The organism is Pseudomonas sp. S3_C06 (genome assembly GCF_054667675.1).
Window position 1 is genome coordinate 2,086,579 of sequence record NZ_CP162747.1, and the last position, 23,136, is coordinate 2,109,714.

The 23,136-nt window shown below is 58.9% G+C and carries 24 protein-coding genes; 2 read left to right on the plus strand and 22 right to left on the minus strand.

Features of this window, described 5'->3' with window-relative positions; genetic code table 11:
* Positions 1-24: 24 nt before the first annotated feature.
* From AB4N44_RS09030 to AB4N44_RS09075, 10 genes are all read right to left on the minus strand, one after another.
* Complete coding sequence (locus AB4N44_RS09030; protein ID WP_460109218.1) at positions 25-2,118, minus strand: LTA synthase family protein; 2,094 nt, start codon at positions 2,116-2,118, stop codon at positions 25-27.
* Positions 2,119-2,418: 300 nt separating this feature from the next.
* Positions 2,419-3,024, minus strand: coding sequence for an START domain-containing protein (locus tag AB4N44_RS09035; RefSeq protein ID WP_316916902.1), 606 nt, complete (start codon positions 3,022-3,024; stop codon positions 2,419-2,421).
* Positions 3,025-3,065: 41 nt separating this feature from the next.
* Positions 3,066-3,320, minus strand: coding sequence for a YkgJ family cysteine cluster protein (locus AB4N44_RS09040; RefSeq protein ID WP_007908349.1), 255 nt, complete (start codon positions 3,318-3,320; stop codon positions 3,066-3,068).
* 166 nt (positions 3,321-3,486) lie between these two features.
* Positions 3,487-3,957: a translation initiation factor 2 gene (locus tag AB4N44_RS09045; RefSeq protein ID WP_127929308.1), complete on the minus strand. Its 471-nt coding sequence runs from the start codon at positions 3,955-3,957 to the stop codon at positions 3,487-3,489.
* 78 nt (positions 3,958-4,035) lie between these two features.
* Entirely contained in the window at positions 4,036-5,475 is a 1,440-nt protein-coding gene (locus AB4N44_RS09050) for an aminotransferase-like domain-containing protein (RefSeq protein WP_016985994.1), read from the minus strand.
* Positions 5,476-5,677: 202 nt separating this feature from the next.
* Positions 5,678-6,490 carry an OmpA family protein gene (locus tag AB4N44_RS09055; RefSeq protein ID WP_150750658.1) on the minus strand — a complete coding sequence of 271 codons (813 nt, stop codon included), beginning with the start codon at positions 6,488-6,490 and terminating at the stop codon, positions 5,678-5,680.
* Positions 6,487-6,843, minus strand: a complete 357-nt coding sequence (locus AB4N44_RS09060; protein ID WP_460109215.1) for a DUF4398 domain-containing protein — start codon at positions 6,841-6,843, stop codon at positions 6,487-6,489. Before AB4N44_RS09060 ends, AB4N44_RS09055 begins: the two co-directional genes overlap by 4 nt.
* Before the next feature lie 9 nt (positions 6,844-6,852).
* Positions 6,853-7,674 (minus strand): substrate-binding periplasmic protein, encoded by an 822-nt coding sequence (locus AB4N44_RS09065; RefSeq protein ID WP_460109212.1) that lies wholly within the window; start codon positions 7,672-7,674, stop codon positions 6,853-6,855.
* 80 nt (positions 7,675-7,754) lie between these two features.
* Positions 7,755-8,684 (minus strand): electron transfer flavoprotein subunit alpha/FixB family protein, encoded by a 930-nt coding sequence (locus tag AB4N44_RS09070; RefSeq protein ID WP_127929312.1) that lies wholly within the window; start codon positions 8,682-8,684, stop codon positions 7,755-7,757.
* A 2-nt stretch (positions 8,685-8,686) separates the two neighbouring features.
* Positions 8,687-9,436, minus strand: a complete 750-nt coding sequence (locus AB4N44_RS09075; RefSeq protein WP_102900003.1) for an electron transfer flavoprotein subunit beta/FixA family protein — start codon at positions 9,434-9,436, stop codon at positions 8,687-8,689.
* A gap of 549 nt (positions 9,437-9,985) precedes the next feature.
* On the opposite strand from AB4N44_RS09075, the gene AB4N44_RS09080 reads away from it, so the two are divergent.
* Positions 9,986-11,650 (plus strand): electron transfer flavoprotein-ubiquinone oxidoreductase, encoded by a 1,665-nt coding sequence (locus AB4N44_RS09080; protein ID WP_016985998.1) that lies wholly within the window; start codon positions 9,986-9,988, stop codon positions 11,648-11,650.
* A gap of 87 nt (positions 11,651-11,737) precedes the next feature.
* On the opposite strand, the gene AB4N44_RS09085 is transcribed toward AB4N44_RS09080, so the two are convergent.
* Positions 11,738-12,628, minus strand: coding sequence for an AraC family transcriptional regulator (locus AB4N44_RS09085; protein ID WP_016985999.1), 891 nt, complete (start codon positions 12,626-12,628; stop codon positions 11,738-11,740).
* 192 nt (positions 12,629-12,820) lie between these two features.
* Here AB4N44_RS09085 and AB4N44_RS09090 point away from each other — a divergent pair, with 192 nt between their 5' ends.
* Positions 12,821-13,873 carry an NAD(P)-dependent alcohol dehydrogenase gene (locus tag AB4N44_RS09090; protein WP_007908332.1) on the plus strand — a complete coding sequence of 351 codons (1,053 nt, stop codon included), beginning with the start codon at positions 12,821-12,823 and terminating at the stop codon, positions 13,871-13,873.
* Here the strand turns inward: AB4N44_RS09090 and AB4N44_RS09095 are convergent.
* The 11 genes from AB4N44_RS09095 to AB4N44_RS09145 all read right to left on the minus strand — a co-directional run bounded on the left by AB4N44_RS09095 (position 13,870) and on the right by AB4N44_RS09145 (position 23,135).
* Positions 13,870-14,673, minus strand: a complete 804-nt coding sequence (locus tag AB4N44_RS09095; protein WP_034155326.1) for an IclR family transcriptional regulator — start codon at positions 14,671-14,673, stop codon at positions 13,870-13,872. The genes AB4N44_RS09090 and AB4N44_RS09095 overlap by 4 nt on opposite strands.
* Before the next feature lie 61 nt (positions 14,674-14,734).
* A complete protein-coding gene (locus AB4N44_RS09100; protein ID WP_150750655.1) occupies positions 14,735-16,045 on the minus strand; it encodes an MFS transporter in 1,311 nt (436 codons plus the stop codon).
* Between the two features lie 174 nt (positions 16,046-16,219).
* Entirely contained in the window at positions 16,220-17,368 is a 1,149-nt protein-coding gene (gene dgoD, locus AB4N44_RS09105; RefSeq protein ID WP_038364442.1) for a galactonate dehydratase, read from the minus strand.
* 46 nt (positions 17,369-17,414) lie between these two features.
* Positions 17,415-18,035, minus strand: a complete 621-nt coding sequence (locus tag AB4N44_RS09110; protein WP_116030467.1) for a 2-dehydro-3-deoxy-6-phosphogalactonate aldolase — start codon at positions 18,033-18,035, stop codon at positions 17,415-17,417.
* 19 nt (positions 18,036-18,054) lie between these two features.
* On the minus strand, positions 18,055-19,044 hold the full coding sequence (locus AB4N44_RS09115; RefSeq protein WP_460109207.1) for a 2-dehydro-3-deoxygalactonokinase: 990 nt from the start codon (positions 19,042-19,044) through the stop codon (positions 18,055-18,057).
* A gap of 77 nt (positions 19,045-19,121) precedes the next feature.
* The gene (locus tag AB4N44_RS09120) at positions 19,122-20,048 is read right to left on the minus strand and encodes a hypothetical protein (protein ID WP_150750652.1); all 927 of its coding nucleotides are present in this window, start codon (positions 20,046-20,048) and stop codon (positions 19,122-19,124) included.
* Between the two features lie 30 nt (positions 20,049-20,078).
* Positions 20,079-20,612: a hypothetical protein gene (locus AB4N44_RS09125; protein ID WP_127929317.1), complete on the minus strand. Its 534-nt coding sequence runs from the start codon at positions 20,610-20,612 to the stop codon at positions 20,079-20,081.
* Positions 20,609-21,337: an alpha/beta hydrolase gene (locus AB4N44_RS09130; protein ID WP_150750650.1), complete on the minus strand. Its 729-nt coding sequence runs from the start codon at positions 21,335-21,337 to the stop codon at positions 20,609-20,611. Before AB4N44_RS09130 ends, AB4N44_RS09125 begins: the two co-directional genes overlap by 4 nt.
* A gap of 5 nt (positions 21,338-21,342) precedes the next feature.
* Positions 21,343-21,837, minus strand: coding sequence for a PAAR domain-containing protein (locus tag AB4N44_RS09135; protein WP_150750649.1), 495 nt, complete (start codon positions 21,835-21,837; stop codon positions 21,343-21,345).
* The gene (locus AB4N44_RS09140; protein ID WP_460109200.1) at positions 21,834-22,496 is read right to left on the minus strand and encodes a hypothetical protein; all 663 of its coding nucleotides are present in this window, start codon (positions 22,494-22,496) and stop codon (positions 21,834-21,836) included. The genes AB4N44_RS09135 and AB4N44_RS09140 overlap by 4 nt, the downstream gene beginning before the upstream one ends.
* 159 nt (positions 22,497-22,655) lie before the next feature.
* Positions 22,656-23,135, minus strand: coding sequence for a GNAT family N-acetyltransferase (locus tag AB4N44_RS09145; RefSeq protein ID WP_007908312.1), 480 nt, complete (start codon positions 23,133-23,135; stop codon positions 22,656-22,658).
* Position 23,136: the final 1 nt, after the last annotated feature.

The window sequence follows — 23,136 nt, forward strand, 5'->3', positions numbered from 1 at the left end:
GCGGATTTTACTGTCGCCAAGCGATCAATCCGGCTTGCCGTGAATCACACCAGCGGTGTTATCCATCAGGCTCTTGGTCGCCGTTTGCAGGAACGCTTCCAGCTTGAGTTTCAACTCGGCAGTGCGCGGTGCATTCGGAACGACTTCGGCGTGAGGATTCGCACCCAACTGGTACCGCCACATCTTCGGCCCCATGTCTTTGTCTCTCGGCAACACCAGAATCTGGTCGGCCGTAACGATAGCGGTGGTCTGCTCACTGCCCGATGGCTTGATCACACCGAAACCGGTGTCGCCTTCCGGCAGGTTGAGCAAGTCGCGGCCCCAGCACTGATGGCGTACTTCACCGCCCAGACGGCCCATGATGGTCGGTACGATGTCGATCTGCGTGCCCACGGTGTGGTCACGGGTACCGAACTTCTCCTGAATGCCCGGCGCAATCATCAGCATCGGCACGTTGAAGCGACCCAGGTCCATTTCGGTGATCTGGCGTTCGTTGCCGAAACCGTGGTCGCCGACGATGACGAACAGGGTTTCCTTGAAGTACGGTTCTTTGCGCGCCTTCTCGAAGAACTGACCCAGCGCCCAGTCGGAGTAGCGCATGGCGGTCAAGTGTTCGTTGAGGCTGCCACGGTCAGTCACGCGCTCGACCGGCAATGGCGTCGGCAAGGCGTATGGCGTGTGGTTGGACAGGGTCTGCAGCAGCGCATAGAACGGCTTGCCGTTTTCGCGTGCTTTCAGCTCCTGCAGACCACGGTCGAACATGTCCTGGTCGGACACGCCCCAGGTCGGATCGGAGAACACCGGGTTGACGAAGTCATTACGGCCAACGAAGTTGGTCATGCCCTGGTTACTGAAGAAGCCCGACTGGTTATCCCAGGCGAAATCGCCGTTGTAGACATACACGTCGTCGTAGTCACGGGCGCTGAGCACCTGCGGCAGGCCGGACAGCTTATGGCTGCCTTCCGGGGTCTGCATCAGGTATTCGAAACCTGGCAGGTTGGGGAAGCAGGCCATGGTCGCGAACATGCCCTGATGGGTGTGCGTACCGTTGGAGAAGAAGCGGTCGAACAGCAGACCTTCCTTCGACAGTTTGTCCAGGTATGGCGTGATGTTGCCTGGCGCGCCCAATGCACCGACCGAGTGACCGGCCATGCTTTCCATCAGGATCACCACAACGTTCTTGATCGGCAGGGTCTTGTCGGCCGGCGGCGTGTAATCACGGCGTACGGCGGCAATATCGGCATCGACCAGTTTGTCGTCTGGCATCAGCAGCATGTCGCGCACGACTTTCTGCGCCTGCTCTTGCGGCAACGTAGCTTTCCAGATGTTGTCGCGATCCTCGCCCATGCGCGACTTGGCGGCCTCGATCAGCGACAGCGTGGCGTTGAGGCCGAGCTGGTTGGCGAAGTTGGAATCGGTGGTGTACACGTCACCCCAGCGCATCGGCGGGCCTTGACGCAGGGTGCCACGGGCGGCGACCACGCAGATCAGCAGGCAGACCACGAATACCGCCAGGCGGGTGTACCACGGCGCGACTTGGCGGCTGCTGACACTACCGCCGCTGAAAGGCCCGCGCGGACGCGTGGCACGATCGGCACCTTTGAACGCAAGGGTCAGAATGACAGTGCCGATGACCCACGCCAGCAGGTAACGCACCACCGGAAAACCGTACCAGAGCATGCTCATCACGGTTTTCGGGTCTTCTTTCACGTACTGAAACACCAGACCGTTGAGGCGCTGGTGAAACTCGCGGTAGAAGTCCATCTCCATCAGGCCGAGGAACAGCGCGATGCTCGAAGCGATGGTCAGCCACAGACGGAAGAAACCGCGTGCGGCCATGGCGCGCGCACTGAACAGGGCCAGCACCAGCGGAATGCACAGGTAAACCACCAGGCGCAGGTCGAAACGCAGGCCGTTGGCGAAGGCTTCGAGGAAGGTCGAAGCCGGAGTGTCGAGGATCATCTCGCGGTTGTAGACCAGCAGCGCGAGGCGCAGCACGGAAAACATCACCATCATGACCAGAGCACACAGCAGCGTGTAGGCCAGATGCGATTTGACGGTCGGTTGCAGCAGGCGAGCGGAAGATCGCTGCTGATTCAGGGCGTCCGGGTTTGCCATGTCGTTTTAGGACCCATTGGAAGTTGAAGTTGCAAAAATACAGCGGCGCCATGCCCTCTATTGGTCATTCCAGACCCCGGGGCTTGCGCAGTGCGCAAATGTTGCACGATCACCCGCACCATTGCCATTGATTACTGCCCCGCCGCCAGACACTTTCATTTACGGCAGCGGGCAAACAGCGCGGGCGAATTGTCAGGAACACTTTGTGAAAATTTCGTGCAACGCATATCTGGAAACACAATATAGATACAAAACAAAACGCCCCGACTTGTTCGGGGCGTTTCGTTGAACGCGGGCCGATTACTTCTCGGCGCGTTCCTTCAGAGCTTTCAAGGTGTTGAACGGCGCATCGACGACAAACTTGTTGGCAACCATCGCCGGCACGCTGCCGCCTGGCTCGGTGTGCACTTGATAGGTCACTTCAACCTGGTCGCCCTTCGGTACGAACTTCCAGAAGCCTTTGACCTGCTGCACGCGGACAAAGCCTTTTTCTTCAGGAACGTACGTCGGCAGACCTTTGAGGTTGCGGGTCAGGCTGCCGTCGGCGCCTTCGACGGTGGTGACTTCGATCACCGAGTCACGCGGAGTTACCGGCCAAGGCGTATTGAACTGGCTATAGGTCCAGCTCTTGTCGCCTTCGTGCTTGAGCAGTTTCTGGGTCTTGCACTCGTGAATCCAGGCGCAGGCGCCAGCGACGTCTTCCTGCAGTGCGCGCAGTTTGGCGACGGTGGTTTTCATCAGCGCAACGCCTTGGTAAGACTTGTAGTCCGAACCCGGCACTTCACTGAGGGAAATCTTGATGCCGTCTTCGTTCTTGGCGACTTTCCAGTCTTCAGCCTGAGCGACGGACGTGGCCAGCACAGCGGTCAAACCACACAACACAGCGATACGATGCAGCGAACCCATAGTCTTATTCCTTATTGTTGAAGTTCCGTTCGTTTGACACATCACGCCGCGGTCATTTGCTCCCACCAGCCGATCAGCCTGATCGCTTCTTCCGAGCTGCTGCCACAGACTTCAACATCAGCCGCGAAGCCGGAACAGACTGCCGGGCGCTCCGGGCGGCCGAAAATGCTGCACAGGTTTTCGACCGAGAGTTGCACGCAACGTTCGCCTGCAGGTTTGCCATCAGGCATGCCGGGAATCGGCGAACTGATGGAAGGGGCAATGCAGCAAGCGCCACAGCCTTCACGGCATTTCATGACGAACAATTCCTCGCGACGGGCGATGTGTAAAAGGGACGCGGAACAGAGTAACCGCTAAAACGGCTGTTTCAAATTGCCGGAACCGGGGTTTTTAGCGATAACTCAATATGACTGACCAGTCTCCGACAAAGCGTCTGGTCTGCGGGTCACAGATGGGTTGGTTTTACTGTTTGAATTCGAAATCCAGCGCGGCACCTTCGACTTCGCGGCGCTCTTCGTTGCGCAGTTGCAACTGCATTTCGTTGCTGAGCAAGCGGCCGTTGAGCTGGAATCCGTTGTTTTTCTCGCCAAACATCTGCGGCAGGATCGGCTCGCGCTTGGGCAATTCAACCGTGCCCTTGGGTTTCAATTCCTCGACCATGTCCTTGGGCAGGCTCAAATCGAGTCTGGCCGACGGCAACCTGGTTTTTACCACTTCACTGGCGGGTTTCGATTTCGAGGCGACTGGCTTGCGCTTCTTGATGACTTTTTGCTGGGTTTTCTTCGCCGTAGCGGTCTTCTGCGCGGGCGGATTTTTTTTCGTGGGGCTCGTCGCAGCCGGTTTTTCCTGAACCGCAGCGGCCACAACTCCAGGCGCCTGACCGATCATCAGCAAACCCAGCAAAACCCAAGCAGCAGGAGCAATCGCTTTCATGGACCCAACGACACTAACGGCAGAGGGCCATATGCTCGCTTGTTGGACGCCACAAGACAAGCATCACCCACCGCTCGTTCAGAATCCGCCAGCGGTTTCCTGACACAGTTGAGTCGCCAACAGACCCAGCGTCATCAACGCCCGCTCCGCCTCGCGATTCCACGGAATCCCGCAATTCAGGCGGATACAGTGGTTGAATTGCTCGGTATTACTGAAGATCAGCCCCGGTGCAATGCTGATGCCCTGCTGCAAGGCGCGCACATGCAGTTCTTGTGTATTGACCCTGCCCGGCAGACTCACCCAAAGGATGAAACCGCCCGTGGGCCGGGTCATTTGCGTGCCTTCGGGGAAGTACTGCTGCACCGCCAACTGGAAGGCGCTGAGGTTTTTCCGGTATTCCTGGCGGATGTACCGTAAATGCCGGTCATAGCCACCGTTTTCCAGATAAGCGGCGATCGCCATCTGCGTCACGCTACACGCCGAGTGGGTGCTGAAAGTCTGCAAGCGCTGGATTTCCTGCTGATACTTGCCGGCGATCATCCAGCCGATGCGTACGCCGGGTGACAAGGTTTTGGAGAAGCTCGAGCAGTAGATCACCCGATCCAGTCGGTCATAAGCCTTGAGCGCTTTGGTTTTGCCTTGCTCGAACATCAGTTCGCCATAGATATCGTCTTCGACAATCTGAATATCGAAATCCGAGGCCAGACGCAGCAACTGTTTCTGCCGCTCTTCGGGCATGGTGCCGCCCAGCGGATTGCTCAGGCGCGTGGTCAGCACCAGCGCTTTGATCGACCATTGGTTGGCCGCCAGTTGCAGGGCTTCGAGGCTCATGCCGGTGGCCGGATCGCTGGGGATCTCGATGACTTTCAGGCCGAGCAGGTCAGCCAGTTGCAGCAGACCATAATAGGTCGGCGATTCGGCGGCGATCAGATCGCCCGGGCGGGTCAGCACACGCAACGACATCTGCAGAGCATCGACGCAACCGTGGGTGATCACCACTTCCGACGGATCGACCACCACACCGGCATCGCGCATACGGATCGCCACTTGCCGGCGCAGCGGTTCAAAACCGGGGCTGAACATGTAGCTGAAGGCACGCGGGCTATGGAACCGGGTGACCTTGGCCAGTTGCTGATGCAGCGCGCGCACAGGTAAGTAGTCGACACTGGGCACTGCGGCACCGAGCGGGAACACGCCTTCGCGACGCGACTCGACCAGCACTTGCTGAATGATGCTGCTGCGAGTGACCAGGCCGGGACGCTCGACTCGGGCAATGTCCGGCGTCGGCGCAGTCAGCGCGGGGGTCTGGTGGACGTAATAACCGGACTGCGGACGCGCCCGAATCAAGCCCTGATCTTCGAGATTGGCGTACGCCTGCAACACCGTCGCATGGCTGACATTGAGCTGCGAACTCATCTTGCGCACCGAAGGCACGCGCTCCCCCGGTTGATAGACACCACGACGGATATCTTCGGCCAGTTGCTGAGCAATACGTTGGTAGAGCAAGAGATTGGTCATGACGCAGCACTCGATTTCACGGGCATTTTATTCTTGTGTGAAACAATACCGGAACAGTTTAGAAGTGTACTGGGACAGTTGCCACATTACTCGACCATACAGTGCGGTGTCTGCCCCCGACTGTACTGATTTGCGAGCTGATCGACAGACGTAAAAAAGCCCGGTACTGCATGACAGCCCGGGCTTTCCAGAGACGCAACCCTTAACGGGCAGCGCCGAGCTGGCCTTTTTCGTCGGAGAAGACAATTTCCACCCGACGATTCTGTGCCCGTCCGCGCTCGGAAGCGTTGGCGTCCACCGGGTATTCGTCGCCGTAACCTTCGACCTGAATGCGTTTGTCGTCGATGCCCAGGTCCATCAGCACGTCCGCCACCGATTGTGCGCGATCGCGAGACAGTTTGAGGTTTTCCTGTTTGCCGCCAGTGCTGTCGGTGTAACCCTCGATACGCACCACACGTTTCGGGTTCAGTTGCAGGAACTGCACGATTTTCAGGACGACACGGTTGGCCGAGTTTTTCAGCTCCGCTTCACCGGTATCGAACAGCACATCACCGAGAGTCATCACCAGACCACGGTCGGTCTGCGTGGTGGCCAGTGCGACGATCTGCTCTTCGAGCCATTTACCCTGCTGCTGTACGCTCAGCAGCTTCGATTCACGCAGGGCCAGTTGCAGACGCTGACGCTCCAGTTCGAGTTTGGCCGCACGTTCTTCGTTAAGCACCTGATTGGTGTGCTCGCGGGCGATCTCGCTGTAGCGCTGGCTCAGGTAGGCGTAATGGATCACGTCGGAACCGCTGCCCCAGTAGGTCGACAGGCGATCGGCACGGGCCAGCGACTCACCGGCACGGATCACGTCCTTCGGCGCAATGCGCAGCACGTTGGAGTCTTCCTTGACCTTCTGGAAGTCGGCGCTGGCTTCTTGCAGCGCGGATTCGCTGTGTTGACCGGCGCAACCGTACAGGCTGACACACCCGGCGAGGATCAGACCGCCGACAACTTTCGACTTGAAGCTCATTGGGCATCTCCCAGTTGCTTGCGCAGTCGGACGATGCGGGTATTGAGCACATTCACCTGTTCTTCACTTTTTTGCGTCAGCACTTTGGCCTCGGCCAGACGTGCATCCAGTTCCGCCTGCTCGGAACGCATGCGCGCATTCCGGTAGGACTCGTCAGCCATGTTGCCTTTGGCGCGGTTGTATTTGGTTTCGGCCAGTTTCATTTCCGGCACTTCGTCGGCGGTGGCGCCGACAGCCTTGGCCTGGGTGATGGCTTGTTCGGTGAGACGCATTTGTTCGTTGGGTGCCGGATCGGTCGCGCAACCGGCCAGGGCCAGAACGGCCATCGCCGCGAAAAGAGGTCGAATACTCACAAAGAATCCCTACTGTTTTTGGGCACTGACAGGTCGTTGCGGCTGTTGCTGCTGCGCCTTCCAGCGCTCGATGTTGCGCTGCAGCGCGGCTTCCGTCAGTCCGGACGCGGGCAATTCTGTCATCTTTTTGGCTAGCTGTCCGCGCAACCACGGATCGTTGCAGGCAGAGTTGTGGGAAACCGCGAGGAACAGGCCCGGCCGGTCGACGGGTTGCTCGAACGCCAGCAAGTCACTGGCCATCCCCAATGCCTGCGCGGCAGCCATGCCCGAATAGCGCCCGGCGAGTACATATTCGACTTCACCGAGGAGCAATTTCTGCAGGGCCTGGGTAAGGTTGGCTGTCTTGGTCAGGGTCAGATTCTGCTCGGCGAAAGCGCCGAATGCCTGGGTGATTCGAGACTTTTCCGACAACGCGCCGGCGTGGCCATGCAGGTCCTTGGCTTCGCTGTAGACCAGTGTCGAGCCTTTGCGCGTCCACACCAGGTAGTCGTTTTCCAGCAGCGGCGGATAGATGTAGTCGAGGTTTTCCAACTCAGTGAAGGTCAGCGGCGCGTCGGCGAGCATGTCCATGCGCCCACTGCGCACTTCGTCGAGGGCTTGCGAGCGTTTGCCGGCGTAGAGCAACTCGACCTTGATGCCGAGATCTTTGGCGACTTGTTGCAACAGTTCGGCGCTGGCGCCGATCAACTGTTTGGGATTCTGCGGGTCTTGCCAAAGGTATGGCGGCGCATCCGGGCTGCCGGTGACGACGAGGCGCTCGCATTTGCCGGCGGCTATCGCCAGCCCCGGCAACAGGGCCAATCCCAACAACCATCCGCAACGCAGATCCATGGCAAAACGCTCCCACTCAAATCCGAGACAAAAAAAAGCCCGACCAACAGGCCGGGCTCTTTATAAGTGAAGCCGCTGGATTAGACCAGCTTCTCCAGCTCAGGTACCGCTTCGAACAGATCCGCCACGAGACCGTAATCGGCCACCTGGAAGATCGGCGCTTCTTCGTCCTTGTTGATCGCAACGATCACTTTGGAGTCTTTCATGCCGGCCAAGTGCTGGATCGCGCCGGAGATACCGACGGCGATGTACAGCTGTGGCGCAACGATTTTGCCGGTCTGACCGACCTGCATGTCGTTCGGTACGAAACCTGCGTCGACGGCGGCGCGCGAAGCACCCACCGCGGCGCCCAGCTTGTCGGCCAGGGCGTACAGGTGTTTGAAGTTGTCGCCGTTCTGCATGCCGCGGCCGCCGGAAACGACGATCTTGGCAGCGGTCAGCTCTGGACGATCGGACTTGGCCAGTTCTTCGCCAACGAAGCTCGAAGTGCCAGCGTTGTGTGCAGCAGCTACAGCTTCAACAGCAGCCGAACCACCTTCAGCAGCAACCGGGTCGAAACCGGTGGCACGCACGGTGATCACTTTGATTGGCGCGGTCGACTGTACGGTAGCGATGGCGTTACCGGCGTAGATCGGACGCTTGAACGTGTCAGCGCTTTCAACCGAGATGATCTCGGAGATCTGGTCAACGTCCAGCTGCGCGGCAACGCGCGGCAGGATGTTTTTGCCGTTGGAAGTAGCGGCAGCCAGGATGTGGCTGTAACCAGCACCCAGCTCGGCTACCAGCGGAGCAACGTTTTCCGGCAGCTGATGCGCGTAAGCGGCGTTGTCAGCGTTGAGGACTTTGCTCACACCAGCGATTTTCGCCGCGGCTTCAGCCACGGCGCCAGCGCCTTGGCCAGCAACCAGAACGTGGATGTCGCCGCCGATTTTGGCCGCAGCAGCCACGGTGTTCAGCGTGGCCGGGGCCAGCACTTTGTTGTCGTGTTCAGCGATTACCAAGATAGTCATTTTTAGATTACCTTCGCTTCGTTTTTCAGTTTCTCGACCAGTTCAGCCACCGACTTGACCTTGATGCCTGCGCTGCGTGCAGCCGGCGCTTCGACTTTCAGGGTCTTGTTGGTGGAGGCGGTGGAAACGCCCAAAGCGTCCGGAGTCAGCACTTCGAGAGGCTTCTTCTTGGCTTTCATGATGTTTGGCAGGGACGCGTAGCGCGGCTCGTTCAAACGCAGGTCGGTGGTGACGATTGCCGGCAGTTTCAGGGAAACCGTCTGCGCGCCGCCGTCGATTTCGCGGGTCACGGCAACGCTGTCGCCCGAGACTTCGACTTTCGAGGCGAACGTGCCCTGACCGAAGCCGCTCAGTGCAGCGAGCATCTGGCCGGTCTGGTTGTTGTCGCTGTCGATGGCTTGTTTGCCAAGGATCACCAGCTGTGGCTGTTCCTTGTCGACAACAGCTTTCAGCAGCTTGGCAACGGCCAGGGAAGTCAGATCTTCGGCGGATTCGACGAGGATGGCACGGTCGGCCCCCAGAGCCAGTGCGGTACGCAGCTGCTCCTGAGCGGTGGTCGGGCCGATGGAGACGACGACGATTTCAGTCGCAACACCTTTCTCTTTCAGGCGTACGGCTTCTTCCACTGCGATTTCGCAGAACGGGTTCATCGACATCTTGACGTTGGCGAGATCGACGCCGGAATTGTCCGCCTTGACGCGAACCTTGACGTTGTAATCCACAACGCGTTTGACAGCTACAAGAACCTTCATGGATTCCTCGTTACTCTCCGGTGAAAAGAAAGTCGCCTAGGCGAACCTGGCGGTTGATGCTCATCAGGCTAAAAGGGCACCTCTAAAAACGCCGACTCGGGTGTCTGGTGACTACAGGGTGCGAAGACCTGCGACCGTTCGTCAGGGGTGACCGACGAGTCATTGATCTTCACGCTGTGTAAACTGCGCGCCGGACTGCGCTGCGCATCACCTTCTACTGCCTGTGCCCTGTCTTTAGGCGTGCTCTTGAAACCGCCAGTCTGCCTACGACGAGCGTAAAACCGCCCGTATCTTGACCGGAACGCCTATTCCGGTCAATACAGCAAAATGACCATTCATAAGCCGCGCTTCTTTGATTTCTCTGGGCTGGAGCCGATTCAAACAAACGTTTGTATTGGACGCTCGGAGTGGTGTAGATATAATGCGCCGCCTAGAGAGAAAGGTCGGTCTCCAATATTCCCCTTGACGTTAACGTAAAGGAATAGCGGATGCGACATCAAACCTCCAAATTAGAAAAAAAACTGTTGAGCCTTGAGTAGGAGATAGCCTGTGGAACGCGAATACATGGAATTCGACGTGGTCATCGTCGGTGCCGGCCCCGCTGGCCTGTCCGCCGCCTGCCGTCTGAAGCAGAAGGCCGCCGAAGCCGGTAAGGAAATCAGCGTCTGCGTGGTCGAAAAAGGCTCCGAAGTCGGCGCACACATCCTCTCCGGTGCCGTGTTCGAACCACGCGCTCTGAACGAGTTGTTCCCGGACTGGAAAGAACTCGGCGCGCCGCTGAACACGCCAGTCACCCGCGACGATATTTTCGTGCTGAAAAACGCCGAAAACGCGCAGAAGATTCCAGACTTCTTTGTGCCCAAGACCATGCACAACGAAGGCAACTACATTATCTCCCTCGGCAACCTGTGCCGCTGGCTCGCCCAGCAAGCCGAGAATCTCGGCGTAGAAATCTACCCGGGCTTCGCCGCTCAGGAAGCGCTGATCGACGAGCAAGGCGTGGTGCGCGGGATCATCACCGGTGATCTCGGCGTCGACCGCGAAGGCAACCCGAAAGAAGGCCTGTACACCCCTGGCATGGAACTGCGTGGCAAGTACACGCTGTTCGCCGAAGGCTGCCGTGGCCACATCGGCAAGCAACTGATCAAGCGCTACAACCTCGACAGCGATGCCGACGCTCAGCATTACGGTATCGGCCTGAAAGAAATCTGGGAAATCGACCCGGCCAAACACCAGCCAGGCCTGGTGGTGCACACCGCCGGTTGGCCGCTGGACATCATGGGCACCGAGAACACCGGCGGCTCGTTCCTTTATCACCTGGAAAACAACCAGGTGGTGGTCGGTCTGATCGTTGACCTGTCCTACAGCAACACTTACCTGTCGCCGTTCGACGAGTTCCAGCGCCTCAAGCATCACCCGGTGCTGGCTCAGTACCTGGAAGGCGGCAAGCGCATCAGCTACGGCGCTCGCGCCATCTGCAAAGGTGGCCTGAACTCGCTGCCGAAAATGGTCTTCAAGGGCGGCGCGCTGATCGGTTGCGACCTCGGCACCCTGAACTTCGCCAAGATCAAAGGCAGCCACACCGCGATGAAGTCCGGCATGCTCGCCGCAGAATCCGTGGCTGACGCGCTGTTCGCGGAAAAGGACGGCACTGAAGAGCTGACCACTTACGTCGACGCGTTCAAGAAGAGCTGGCTTTACGACGAACTGTTCGCCAGCCGTAACTTCGGCCCGGCGATCCACAAGTTCGGCGCCATTGTCGGCGGCGGTTTCAACTGGCTGGATCAGAACATCTTCGGCGGCAAACTGCCGTTCACCCTGCACGACACCAAGCCGGACTACGCTTGCCTCAAGCTCGCGGCGGATTGCAAGAAGATCGACTATCCGAAGCCGGACGGCAAACTCAGCTTTGACAAGCTCAGCTCGGTGTTCATCTCCGGTACCAACCACGAAGAAGAACAGCCTTGCCACTTGAAGCTGACCGACCCGAGCATCCCGATCAGCAAGAACCTGCCGCTGTACGACGAACCGGCGCAGCGCTACTGCCCGGCCGGCGTGTACGAAGTGATCACCAAGGAAGACGGCGAGAAGCGCTTCCAGATCAACGCCCAGAACTGCGTGCACTGCAAGACCTGTGACATCAAGGACCCTTCGCAGAACATCACCTGGGTCACGCCGGAAGGCGCTGGCGGCCCGACTTATCCGAACATGTAAGTCGAACCGCTGAACATCAAGGCTCCCAAATCGGTGGCCTTTTTGTTGCCCAGAATTCCTCTGACACCACAAGGGATCTGCGCCGGATCAGGCGGCGCGCTCGTCTCCAGGGCTACGCTCGAAGTAGCGCTTGTACTCGCGGCTGAACTGCGACGTACTCTGATACCCCACCCGATGCGCCACCTGCGCCACACCCAGCCCTTCCGCCACCAGCAACGTCTGCGCCTTCAACAACCGCAAACGCTTCAGATACTGCACCGGCGACAACAGCGTGCTGCGCTTGAAATGCTCATGAAAGGTCGACACGCTCATGTTCGCGCAACCGGCCAGCGTCTCGACATTCAATGGTTCGGTGTAATGCGCATGCAGATGACTGATCGACGCCGCCACCCGCGCGAATTGCCCCTGCTGCTCGACCAGCGCCCGCAACACATCGGCCTGCGGCCCGCGCAACGCGGTGAACAACAACTCCCGCACCCGCGCCGGCCCGAGAATCTGGCATTCCAGCGGATCGTGCAGGCAACTGAGCAAGCGCTCGACACAGCCACGCATGTCATCGTCGAGCACCACTGAGGTCATCGACTCCGGCGTCTGCGCGGGAATATGCCGGCCCGGCGCCAGCCCCATGGCCAGCACCAGTTCACCGAGCAACACCCGATCAATCGCCACCGACACGCCGAGCAACGGCGCATCCGGCAAGGCGAAGGTCTCACATTCGAACGGCACCGGCAGCGCCTGAATCAGATAATGCCCGGCGCCGTATTCCATAGTGCGTGGCCCGAGAAACGCCAGTTTGCTGCCCTGGGCGATGATCATCAGGCTCGGTTCATAAATGTGCGGGCCACGGGCGACGTCGCAACTGGCGCGCAATACTTGCACACCGGGCAATCCGGTCGGCGAATAACCATCGCGAAGCGCCAGCGGTTCGATCAGCGAAACCAGCCGCGCATTGGCATCAAGATGACGGGTCAATTGCATCGAATTGTTCTTCACGAAAAATCACGAAAATAGGGGATGAAAGCATCATCGCAGATCCTTTTGCCAATGCGACCGATCAAACCCGCATGCCGGAGGATTAGGCATGAGACCCGGAGGAATCGTCATGGCCGACCGGTCAGTCGACGCCCAAAATGCGCCGCCTCACTTGTTCCTGCTTTTGCGAGGTTTCACATGTACACCGCCATCGGCTATGCCGCCCAATCGGCCACCACCCCCCTCGCCCCGATGAAGTTCGAACGTCGCAGCCCGCGCGCCGACGACGTTGCCATCGAGATTCTCTACTGCGGCGTCTGCCACTCCGATATCCACCAGGCACGCAACGAATGGGGTATCGCCGTTTACCCGTTGATGCCGGGCCACGAGATCGTCGGAAAAGTCACCGCGATCGGTGCGAATGTCACCCAACATAAAGTAGGCGATCTGGTCGGCGTTGGCTGCATGGTCGACTCCTGCCGTACCTGCGAAGCGTGCCAGTCGAACCTTGAGCAATATTGCCTCGAAGGCCCGACCATGACCTACGCCACCCCGGATCGGGTCGATGGCAGCAACACCATGGGCGGTTATTCCGACAGCATCGTCGTCAGCGAACACTTCGTCGTGCGCATCCCGGAAAAACTCGCACTGGCCAGCGCCGCGCCGATTCTCTGTGCCGGCATCACCACCTACTCGCCGCTCAAGCACTACGGCGTCAAGGCTGGCGACAAGGTCGGGATTCTCGGCATGGGCGGTCTGGGCCACATGGGCATCAAGTTCGCCAAGGCCATGGGCGCCGAAGTCACGCTGTTCACCCGCTCGGCGAGCAAGGCTGAGGAAGGTCGTCGTCAGGGTGCCGATCATGTGATCGTCTCCACCGACGCCGAGCAGATGAAAGCGGCTGCCGGTTACTTCGACTTCCTGCTGGACACCATTCCGGTGCAGCACGATCTCAACCCGTACCTCGACACCCTGCGTTTCGACGGCGTACACATTCTGGTCGGTCTGATCGAACCGATTGATCCACCGGTCCACGCCGGCAAACTGGTGATGAGCCGCCGCGTACTGGCCGGCTCTTTGATTGGTGGCGTCGCCGAAACTCAGGAAGTACTGGATTTCTGCGCCGAGCACAACATCACCTGCGACATCGAAATGCTCGACATCCGCCAGATCAACGAGGCTTACGCCCGGATGATCGCCGGTGACGTGAAGTACCGTTTCGTGATCGACATGGCGACGCTCAAGGTTTAAACCTTCAGGCCTAGCTCTGCCGAAAGCCGGGCTGTGACCCCTTTGATCAGGGGAATCAGCTCGGCCATTTTTTCCAGCGGCATGTATGGCACGGTGCTGGCGATACTGATCGCCGCCACAATGCCCTTGCTCGCATCGCGAATCGGCGCCGCCACACAGCGGATCGACGGTTCGTTGTCTTCCAGATCGAACGCGTAGCCACCGGCGACGTACTCGGTCATGCGTTGCTCAAGCTGTTCCCACGACTGCTGGGGATGCTGCGGCCAGAACTGACTTTTCCCACCCGCCGGCAGGCTGATGTCGTACAGACGCTGCCAATCTTTCGGCGAGTCATCGAGCATCAACGCCTTGCCAATCCCGGTGCGCGCCAACGGCATGCGATGGCCGACCCGCGAGCGCATTTCCGGGCCATTGCGTCCCGGGTTCTTCAGCAGATACAACACTTCATCGCCTTCACGAATGCCCAAGTGCACCGTATCGCCGGTCAGCGCTGACAACTCGTCCAGATACGGCCCGGCCAGCGTCACCAGCGGCAACTCTTCGCGCGCCTGAAAACCCAGCTCGATCAGCTTAGGCCCGAGCAGATAACCGACTTGCGGCACCACGCGCAGGTAGCGCTCGTCGACCAGGCAACTGGCCAGACGATGGGTGGTGCTGCGTGTGGTGCCGATCAGCCGGGCAATCTCCTTGAGATCACGGGCGCCACTGGCCACCGCTTGCACCACTCCGAGGCCGCGCAACAGCGTTTGCGTGCCGGTGGGCGCGGCGTCCTTGGTTTTTTCCGGGGCGTCTTCCTGCATATCCAGCCTTTTACCGTTGAGCGAGGGAACGGGCGGCATTATGGTCGCCCGACGCAGACCACTACAACTCGATACGCTCGACCTTGCCGACCAACAGCACGTAGGACAATGCACCGATCAATGCGAGCACCGCGATATAGGTGATCGCCGGCGCGAACGAATCGCCGCTGGCGAGGAAGCCGATGACGATCGGCGTGGCAATTGCCGACAGGTTGCCAATGAAGTTGAACACCCCGCCGGTCAGACCGAGTAGCCGCGCCGGCGCCAACGTTGACACCAACGACCAGGTGATCGAAGCCAGACCGTTGCCGAAAAACGCCAGCGCCAGAAAGGCAATCACCAGCGGCGTCGATTCAACAAAATTGGCGCCGATGATCGAGGTGGAAATCAGCAACCCGCCAATGATCGGCAACTTGCGCGCAAAGCCGACGGTGTAGCCGCGACGGATCAAGAAGTCGGAAAAGAACCCCGAGCACAAAACACCAATAAACGCGGCGAGAAACGGCAGCGACGCCAGCAGGCCGGACTTGATGAAATCCATGCCGCGATATTTCACCAGATAGGTGGGGAACCATGTCAGGAAAAACCACAGCGTCGAGTTCAGGCAGAACTGGCCGAGGTAGATGCCCCACAACTTGCGTTTGGTCAGCACGATGCCCAAGTCGGTCCAGCTGAATTTGGCTTTGACCTTGGCCGTCTCCTGCTGAATATCGACCAGACCACCGCCCTCGCGGATCAGATCGATTTCCGCCTCGTTGGCACCTTTGAAATCCCGTGGCTCGCGATAGACCGCGTACCAGATCACAGCCCAAATGATGCCCACCGCGCCGGTCGCGACGAAGACCATGTGCCAGCCGAATTCGTGTTGCAGCCAGGCCAGCACCGGGGTCAGGAATGCCAGACCGACGAACTGCCCGGAGGTGTAGAAACCGATGGCCGTGGCGCGTTCACGCTCGGGGAACCACGTCGTGACCACGCGGCTGTTGATCGGATACGCCGGCGCTTCCAGCGCACCGACCGCCATGCGCAACACAAACAACGCGATGAAACTGGCAGCGAAACCGAGCATCACCGTAGCCACAGACCACAGCAACAAAGCGACGCTGTAAAGAATGCGCGGCGGTACGCGATCGACCAGCCAGCCGCCGGGGATCTGCATGGCAGCGTAGGTCCAGCCGAACGCAGAGAAGATCAGGCCGACGTGAATCGGATCGATGCCCAGCTCACTAGTCAGCGCCGGCGCGGCAATCGACAGGTTGCTGCGGTCGAGGTAGTTGATGACCACGGTGATAAACAGCAACACCATGATGAAAAACCGCTTACGGCTGGGCGTGACTAAAGACGCCTGCCCGGTGAGGGTTTGCGGTTGCATGGGGAGAGCCTCTTTTTATGTTTATTGAGGTCGGCCTGAGGCCTGATCGTTCCCACGCTCTGCGTGGGAATGCAGCCCGGGACGCTCTGCGTCCCAAAAGCGGACGCAGAACGTCCATTGAGGCATTCCCACGCAGAGCGTGGGAACGATCTCATCGGGTGTGTCAGGCAGTGCTCACCACTCGGCAAAACTGCCATCGGCATGACGCCAGATCGGATTGCGCCAGCGATGCCCAACCGCAGCACGCTCGATCACGTATTCCTCGTTGATCTCGATGCCCAACCCCGGCCCGTTCGGAATCTTCACGAAACCTTTGTCGTAATCGAACACCCGCGGATCCTTCACGTAGTCGAGCAAGTCGTTGCTCTCGTTGTAATGGATGCCCAGGCTCTGCTCCTGGATAAACGCGTTGTAACAAGCCGCGTCCAGTTGCAAACACGCTGCCAGCGCAATCGGCCCCAGCGGGCAATGCAGCGCCAGCGCAACGTCGTAGGCTTCGGCCATGTTGGCGATCTTGCGCGTTTCAGTGATGCCGCCGGCGTGGGAAGCATCCGGCTGGATGATGTCGACGTAGCCTTCGCTCAACACGCGTTTAAAGTCCCAACGCGAGAACAGTCGCTCGCCAAGGGCAATCGGCGTGCTGGTCAGCGGCGCCAGTTCCTTCAGCGCTTCGTAGTTTTCACTGAGCACCGGCTCTTCGATGAACATCAGTTTGTACGGATCGAGTTCCTTCATCAGCACCTTGGCCATCGGCTTGTGCACGCGGCCATGGAAGTCGACACCGATGCCGACGTTCGGCCCGACCGCATCACGCACAGCGGCGACGTTGGCCAGCGCCAGATCGACTTTTTCGAAGGTATCGAGAAACTGCAACTCCTCGGTGCCGTTCATTTTCACCGCAGTAAAACCACGGCTCACCGCCTCTTGCGCCGCACGCGCGGTGTCGGCCGGGCGGTCGCCGCCGATCCACGAATACACGCGAATCTTGTCACGCACCTGACCACCGAGCAGATCACTCACCGACACACCAAGGGCCTTGCCCTTGATGTCCCACAACGCCTGATCGATACCGGCCAGTGCGCTCATGTGGATCGCGCCGCCACGGTAGAAACCGCCGCGATACAGGACGGTCCAGATGTCTTCGATATTGCGTGGGTCTTTGCCGATCAGGTAGTCGGACAATTCTTCGACGGCAGCCGCAACGGTGTGCGCGCGGCCTTCGACCACAGGCTCGCCCCAACCGGTGACGCCTTCGTCGGTTTCAACCTTGAGGAAACACCAGCGCGGCGGGACGATGAAGGTCGTGAGTTTGGTGATTTTCATCTTTTTGTCTCTCTTATAGATGCAGCGCACGCAGCGCCAGAAAGTCTTAGCGAAGGGCCTTCCACGCGGCCACGTAGGCCTTGGCGTTCACTGCCACCTGCTCCGGCGTCATGCCCGGTTTGAACAAGCCGGAACCGAGGCCGAAACCTTTCACGCCAGCGTCGATAAACGCCTGCATGTTGTCCGGGGTAATACCGCCGACCGGCGCCAGCACCGTCCCCGCCGGCAACACCGCAAGCCAGGCTTTGACGACCGCCGGTCCCATCTGCTCGGCCGGGAACAGCTTGAGAATGTCCGCGCCCTCCTCCAGCGCCGCGAAGGCTTCGGTGGGCGTGGCGACACCCGGCGACAGAAACAGCCCCGCCGCTTTTGCCGCGCGCAAGACCTTGGCGTCGCTGTGCGGCATGACGATCACTTGGCCGCCGGCTTCTTTCACCAACCCGACCTGTTCCGGCGTCAACACCGTGCCGGCACCGATCAGGCAATCAGCGGGCAAGGTTTTGCGCAGGATGCGGATACTTTCGTACGGCGAAGGGGAATTGAGCGGTACTTCGATGACGCGAAATCCGGCCGCATACAGGACTTCTCCGACAGCGGCGGCTTCCTGCGGATGCAGGCCACGCAGGATCGCGATCAGACCGTTTTGCGCCAATGCTTGCTTGAGCATGTCAGGCCTCCAGTCAGGGTTAACGGGATGAGGAATCAATCAGTCCGGCGGCCAGCGCCAGTTGCCACAGACCACGCTCGGTGGCCTGCTCGGCCAGCGTCACGTTGGCGAAACCACAGGCGTCGAGGGCGCGGCTGTAGCGCACACAGAGTTGCGCATTGCCGATGAGGATGATCGAAGGAAGATTCGGATTGTTGCGACGACGTCGCTGAACCGTGGTGAGGGCCGCCAGTTCATGGCCGATCATCAGGCCGGACAGATAATCCGCCTGCGCGGTCGGGCTCAATTCACCGGTCAGCCCCAGCGTGCGAGCACTGAACAAGGTCGACAGCACGCCCAGCTCGCCATCCGCCGACTGCGCAATCTGCACACCGCGGTCAAACGCCAGAGCATCGAACGTCGCACCCTGCTTCAGGGTCCGGCCGAGAATGCTGTGTTCACTGAGTACGGCGAACACTTCGCCGGTCATGAAGGTATCGAAATGAGTGATGCAGCCATCGACCACGTCGACCCATTTCGAGTGACTGCCCGGCAGGCCGATCAACAGATCAGCACCCGCCTCAATCGGCAGATTCTGCAGCACGCCAAGGACCTGGGTTTCTTCGCCGCGCATCACATTCGGCAGGCGCGAACGCTGAATCACACCCGGCACGATATGCACGACCGTGCCGCGCAGACTGACAACTGTTTGTAGGGATTTTCCGAGATTAGCGACGTTCGCCGGCGTCTCGCAGTAGGCCGCTTCACGCCAGCCCTGCGCACTGCCGACCATGCCGCAGGCGATCACCGGCAGATCCGGCTGCGCATCGAGCCAGTCGCCGCACGCCTCGTCAAACGCCAGTTCAAAACCATCGGCGCATTCGCGACCGTTGATGACTCGCGGAGTCTTCGGCAGTTGCATGATCCCGGACGACAGCGCGCGCTGCTCCAGCACCACACCGCCCGCCGCGAGTTTGTAAGCACGTAATGAGGTCGTCCCCCAATCGAGCGCGATCAATTGCGCCAGCATCGCTTCACCTGTTTTGTTTTTGGCAGTGAGTGCGATGGACTATAGACCTCTCAGGCGCTAAATCTCAATATGTAATTTTACATCCCATATTCTGGGACAGAATCAGTCCATTTTGTCCAACGCTGAACGACATCCAGATTATTGTTGATCAGGATCCTCACTGTTTCGTACTCGCTGAATCCCACCTCATGTGTGCGGCCCTTGTCGTCAGTTATTCCAGGCTCCCGGCGTCCGTCAGCGCGAATAATGGTGTACGCCGCGAAGGGCGCCGGGTTTTCCTCTGAACCTGAAACAACCTTCAGCTTCGTGTTGTTCGGTGCAAACGAAGCCAACATGCCGGCATAGGGCACGTCGCTACAGAGTCCGAGGCTGTCAATCTGGTCATATCCCAGCGCCAGGTCATAGCGCCAGCGCACGATGCACACTGAGGCAAAAGGCAGCAACGACCTCGGTCGGTCGGACTGTTCAAGCGAAATACGCGCGGGCGCCACGCGGGGATTTTCTATTGCAGCAATGAACCGCGACGTGGGCATGTACATGACTTTCGAGTAATACGCCACGAACGGGAACGCGGTGATCACCACCTTGCACGGAATGTATTCCTGCGGTTTGAGGATCTGCACCAACTCAACCGGTCGGATGTGGTTACGGCCGTCGTTGACGGCGTGATTCTCGACACTGATATTCGCGAACATCTCATAACGACGATCGCCCTCGATCAAGCGCATGCCGCTGACGATTCCCGAGGCCTCCAGGACGATTTCATGTTCGATGGAAAAATCCGCATCGCCATTCAACGAGCAATGGATCCAGGTACCAATCTGCCCTCGTCGCCCATGATCCTCATACAGGTCAATGAGGTTTCGGTCGGAGGTGAAACGCAGGTCGTAAGAGGAAGACATCTCGTGATTGATCGAGACAAATTCAAGCCTTGCGGGTGGAACATCCAAGTGCATGCAAGAGGAACACAACGCAAACAAAAAAACCAAAAGCAACCTTGCCATTACCACTCCAAAAATCAACTGCTGGGCACGTCATCGAAAACTGTCGTAGTCCGACAGGGCAGAAAAGACATCTGCAACGGGGATGAACAGTGATTTGGTGTAATACGCCTTATAACCCGTTGCCGTAACCACCACTTTGCACGGAATCATCTGCTTGTCTTTCAACAAGCCTTTTATGGCGTCACGACTCAAGTACTTCGAGGTCCTTTTCTTTTCACCAACGTCCTTGAAAGCAATGCTCGCGGTATATCCGAATCCGGCCTTGTTCAAATGCTCCTTGTTTTCTCTGACCAAACCCATTGCTGCTTTCGATATCGTATGTTCAATGGAAAAGTCCGTGTCATCACCCAAGGCACAAACAAACACCTGATCAAAGCTGTTCGCTTTCTTTTCCCGCCAGAAAATCTCCAGCAGTTCCACATCCGAATTGAAATTGACCTCAAAAAAAACGCTATTCGAGCGCGGCGTAATCGATTCATAGCCCAATGACGCGGGGGTGATGTCATGAGACTTTGCGCAGGCAACGCACAATAACGACACAGCGATCAGCAATACCCATCTCATGCACCTTCCCTCAAGTAACCAGCAATTGAACTCGCCGACAAATCCAATGCCGACTGCCCGCACTCCAGGCGGGACTCATACAATCTCAAGGCCGAGTAATGGTTGAATTTGACGATCCCCATAACATCGGGACCGGATTCGATATCCCACTTGCCCCCCACCCAAGCGACTACGTCGGTTCGATCCATCTCGTCAGGCTCTGCCCGAACGTTGATCCAGGTTTCAGCCTTGGGCGTTGGCTCCAACCAGTAAATATCCGAAATCAACGCCACCATCACACCTTCCCCCACAGGATCCAGAGTAACGAGCATTTTCACGATATAACCTTTATCGGTGAGAATCTGCGACAAATGCGCGCCGTTCCACCCGCCCAGACTATGACCCACAATGTAGACATGTGCGGACTTGTGAGGCAGCTTGGAGAATACAAACTCTTCGAGGTCGGCATCCCCTTTTACATCGTTGTATCCCATGTAATAGGGTTGGAATTTGCCGCCATAGCTCGAGCCCAAACGGACCTGCAAAGCTTCCATGGCCCGCAAGGTGTAGTTGCTAGGCCCGTCTCCGTAGTAACTTTCCGAATCGCCAGCACCGCCAATGAAAAAAGCCACAACCTCTCTGGCAAGCGTCACGGGTTTGACCGTCTGATCCTCTTTTGTCGTCAACTCATGACTGGCGACCAGTCTCCCGATGCATCCTTGAACGGCTCCGGATTGAGCTCCCATCGGTATTACTCCACGTACAGTTTGATGGTTTCTTTGAGGTGCGAACTGACCGTGTGGGTATGACCCTTGGCATCAGTGACGCCTCGTTCCAGCGTTCCATCTGCCCGTTCGATGACGTAGGCAATATAGGAAAGCGGTTCACCGCTGTTTTCATCAACAATCTGCATCCGATCATTGAAATGCACCGGCATCGGCAGCAATCCGCTAAACGCCGCCCCGCCGCCACTTTGGCCGATAATCACCGTCCCCGAACCACCGACCACGACATTGCCGTGCCCGCCAGTGCTGTCGAGCGTTGCGGCATTCAGGCCATTGATGAACACGGTGCCGGAAACGGCTCCGGTAATCGGACTGCCGCACGCCGATTTATCGGTCATGCGCGCGGCGGCGAGGCCGTCGAAGAAGACGTCGGGCGAGCCGGAGGCAATCGGGTTGGTGCCATGGCCTGGCAATGGGCATGCGGTCGGATCGGTGACGCGTGCAGCGGGTTTACCACTCAATTCAAAGCTCCTTGCTTCAGGGGTTCCGGGGGCGGCTGATGAATATCGATGTCGGTCGCGGCGAAGCGCCAGCGGTTGTCGACGGGGTCGAACAGGGCGTGGCAATGCTCACGGCTGTCGGGTGATGCGGCGGTTTGCAAGTGTCGCCAGGCTTCGTCGGTTTGCCAGGCCAGTTCGGCCGGCGAGGCGTCGTCGAGTTCGTTGAGCCAGGCGTTGTAGTTGCGCAGGTGATTACGCTCGTAAGTCGATTGCAGCAGTTCGGCCATTTGTGTGCCGAGGTCGAGATGATGCTGGGCCGTCCACTGGCCGATCTCGGAATAGACGTACCAACCCATCGGCATCAACCCGCCGTCCTTGAGCAACGAATGCTCGGCAGGGGCAACGAAACCACAGCAAATGTGCAGCATCAGCCAGCCTTGATGGGCGTTGATAAACGCCGTCGGATCGAAGGTGCGCAGCGCTATCACGCGGTAATCGTCAAGCCCGGCACTGCGCCTCATCAACTCGGCATCGAGCCGTGACACGAACGCACGAATGGCTTCGCCGCCCGTACGATTGACGGTGCAGAGAATATCGACCGGTTGGCGCTGGGGGTTGTCGCTCGAGCCCGAGTTTTTCACCAGGCCGTACAGACGCATTGTCGCCCGTAGTCCGCTCATCGCTGGTCACTCGTTGACGCAGCGAAGGCTCCACGGGCGTGGAGAAGTTGTGCCAGAGGCATTGCAGATGTCGTCCGTGAGCGCGCAAAAATGGCGCGTAGGATGCCGGACTAGAGCGCTGGCGACAATCGAATTACTGCCGGATCGCCATCATTGTGATCAGCCCTCGGCAAACTCACGCAGGACCTGGCCATCCATGCGGTAGCGCACCCACTCTTCCTGCGGTTGCGCGCCGAGGGATTTGTAGAATTCGATCGCCGGGGTGTTCCAGTCCAGCACGCTCCATTCGAAGCGGCCGCAGTCGTTGTCGCAGGCGATTTTTGCCAGGTGACGCAGCAGGGTTTTGCCGGCACCGCCGCCGCGTTGCTCCGGGGTGATGTAGAGGTCCTCGAGGTACAGGCAGTTGCTGCCCAGCCAGGTCGAGTAGCTGAAGAAGAACACGGCGAAACCGATCGGCAGACCATCGCGCAGGCAGATCAAACCGTGTGCGGTGGCGCCTTCGCCGAACAGGCTGCGTTCGATGTCGGCAACGCTGGCGATGACTTCGTGGCGGGCCTTTTCGAAATCGGCGAGTTCAGTGATGAAGGCGAGGATTTGCGGAGCATCGCTGGGGGTCGCCGGGCGGATTTCGATCGTCATG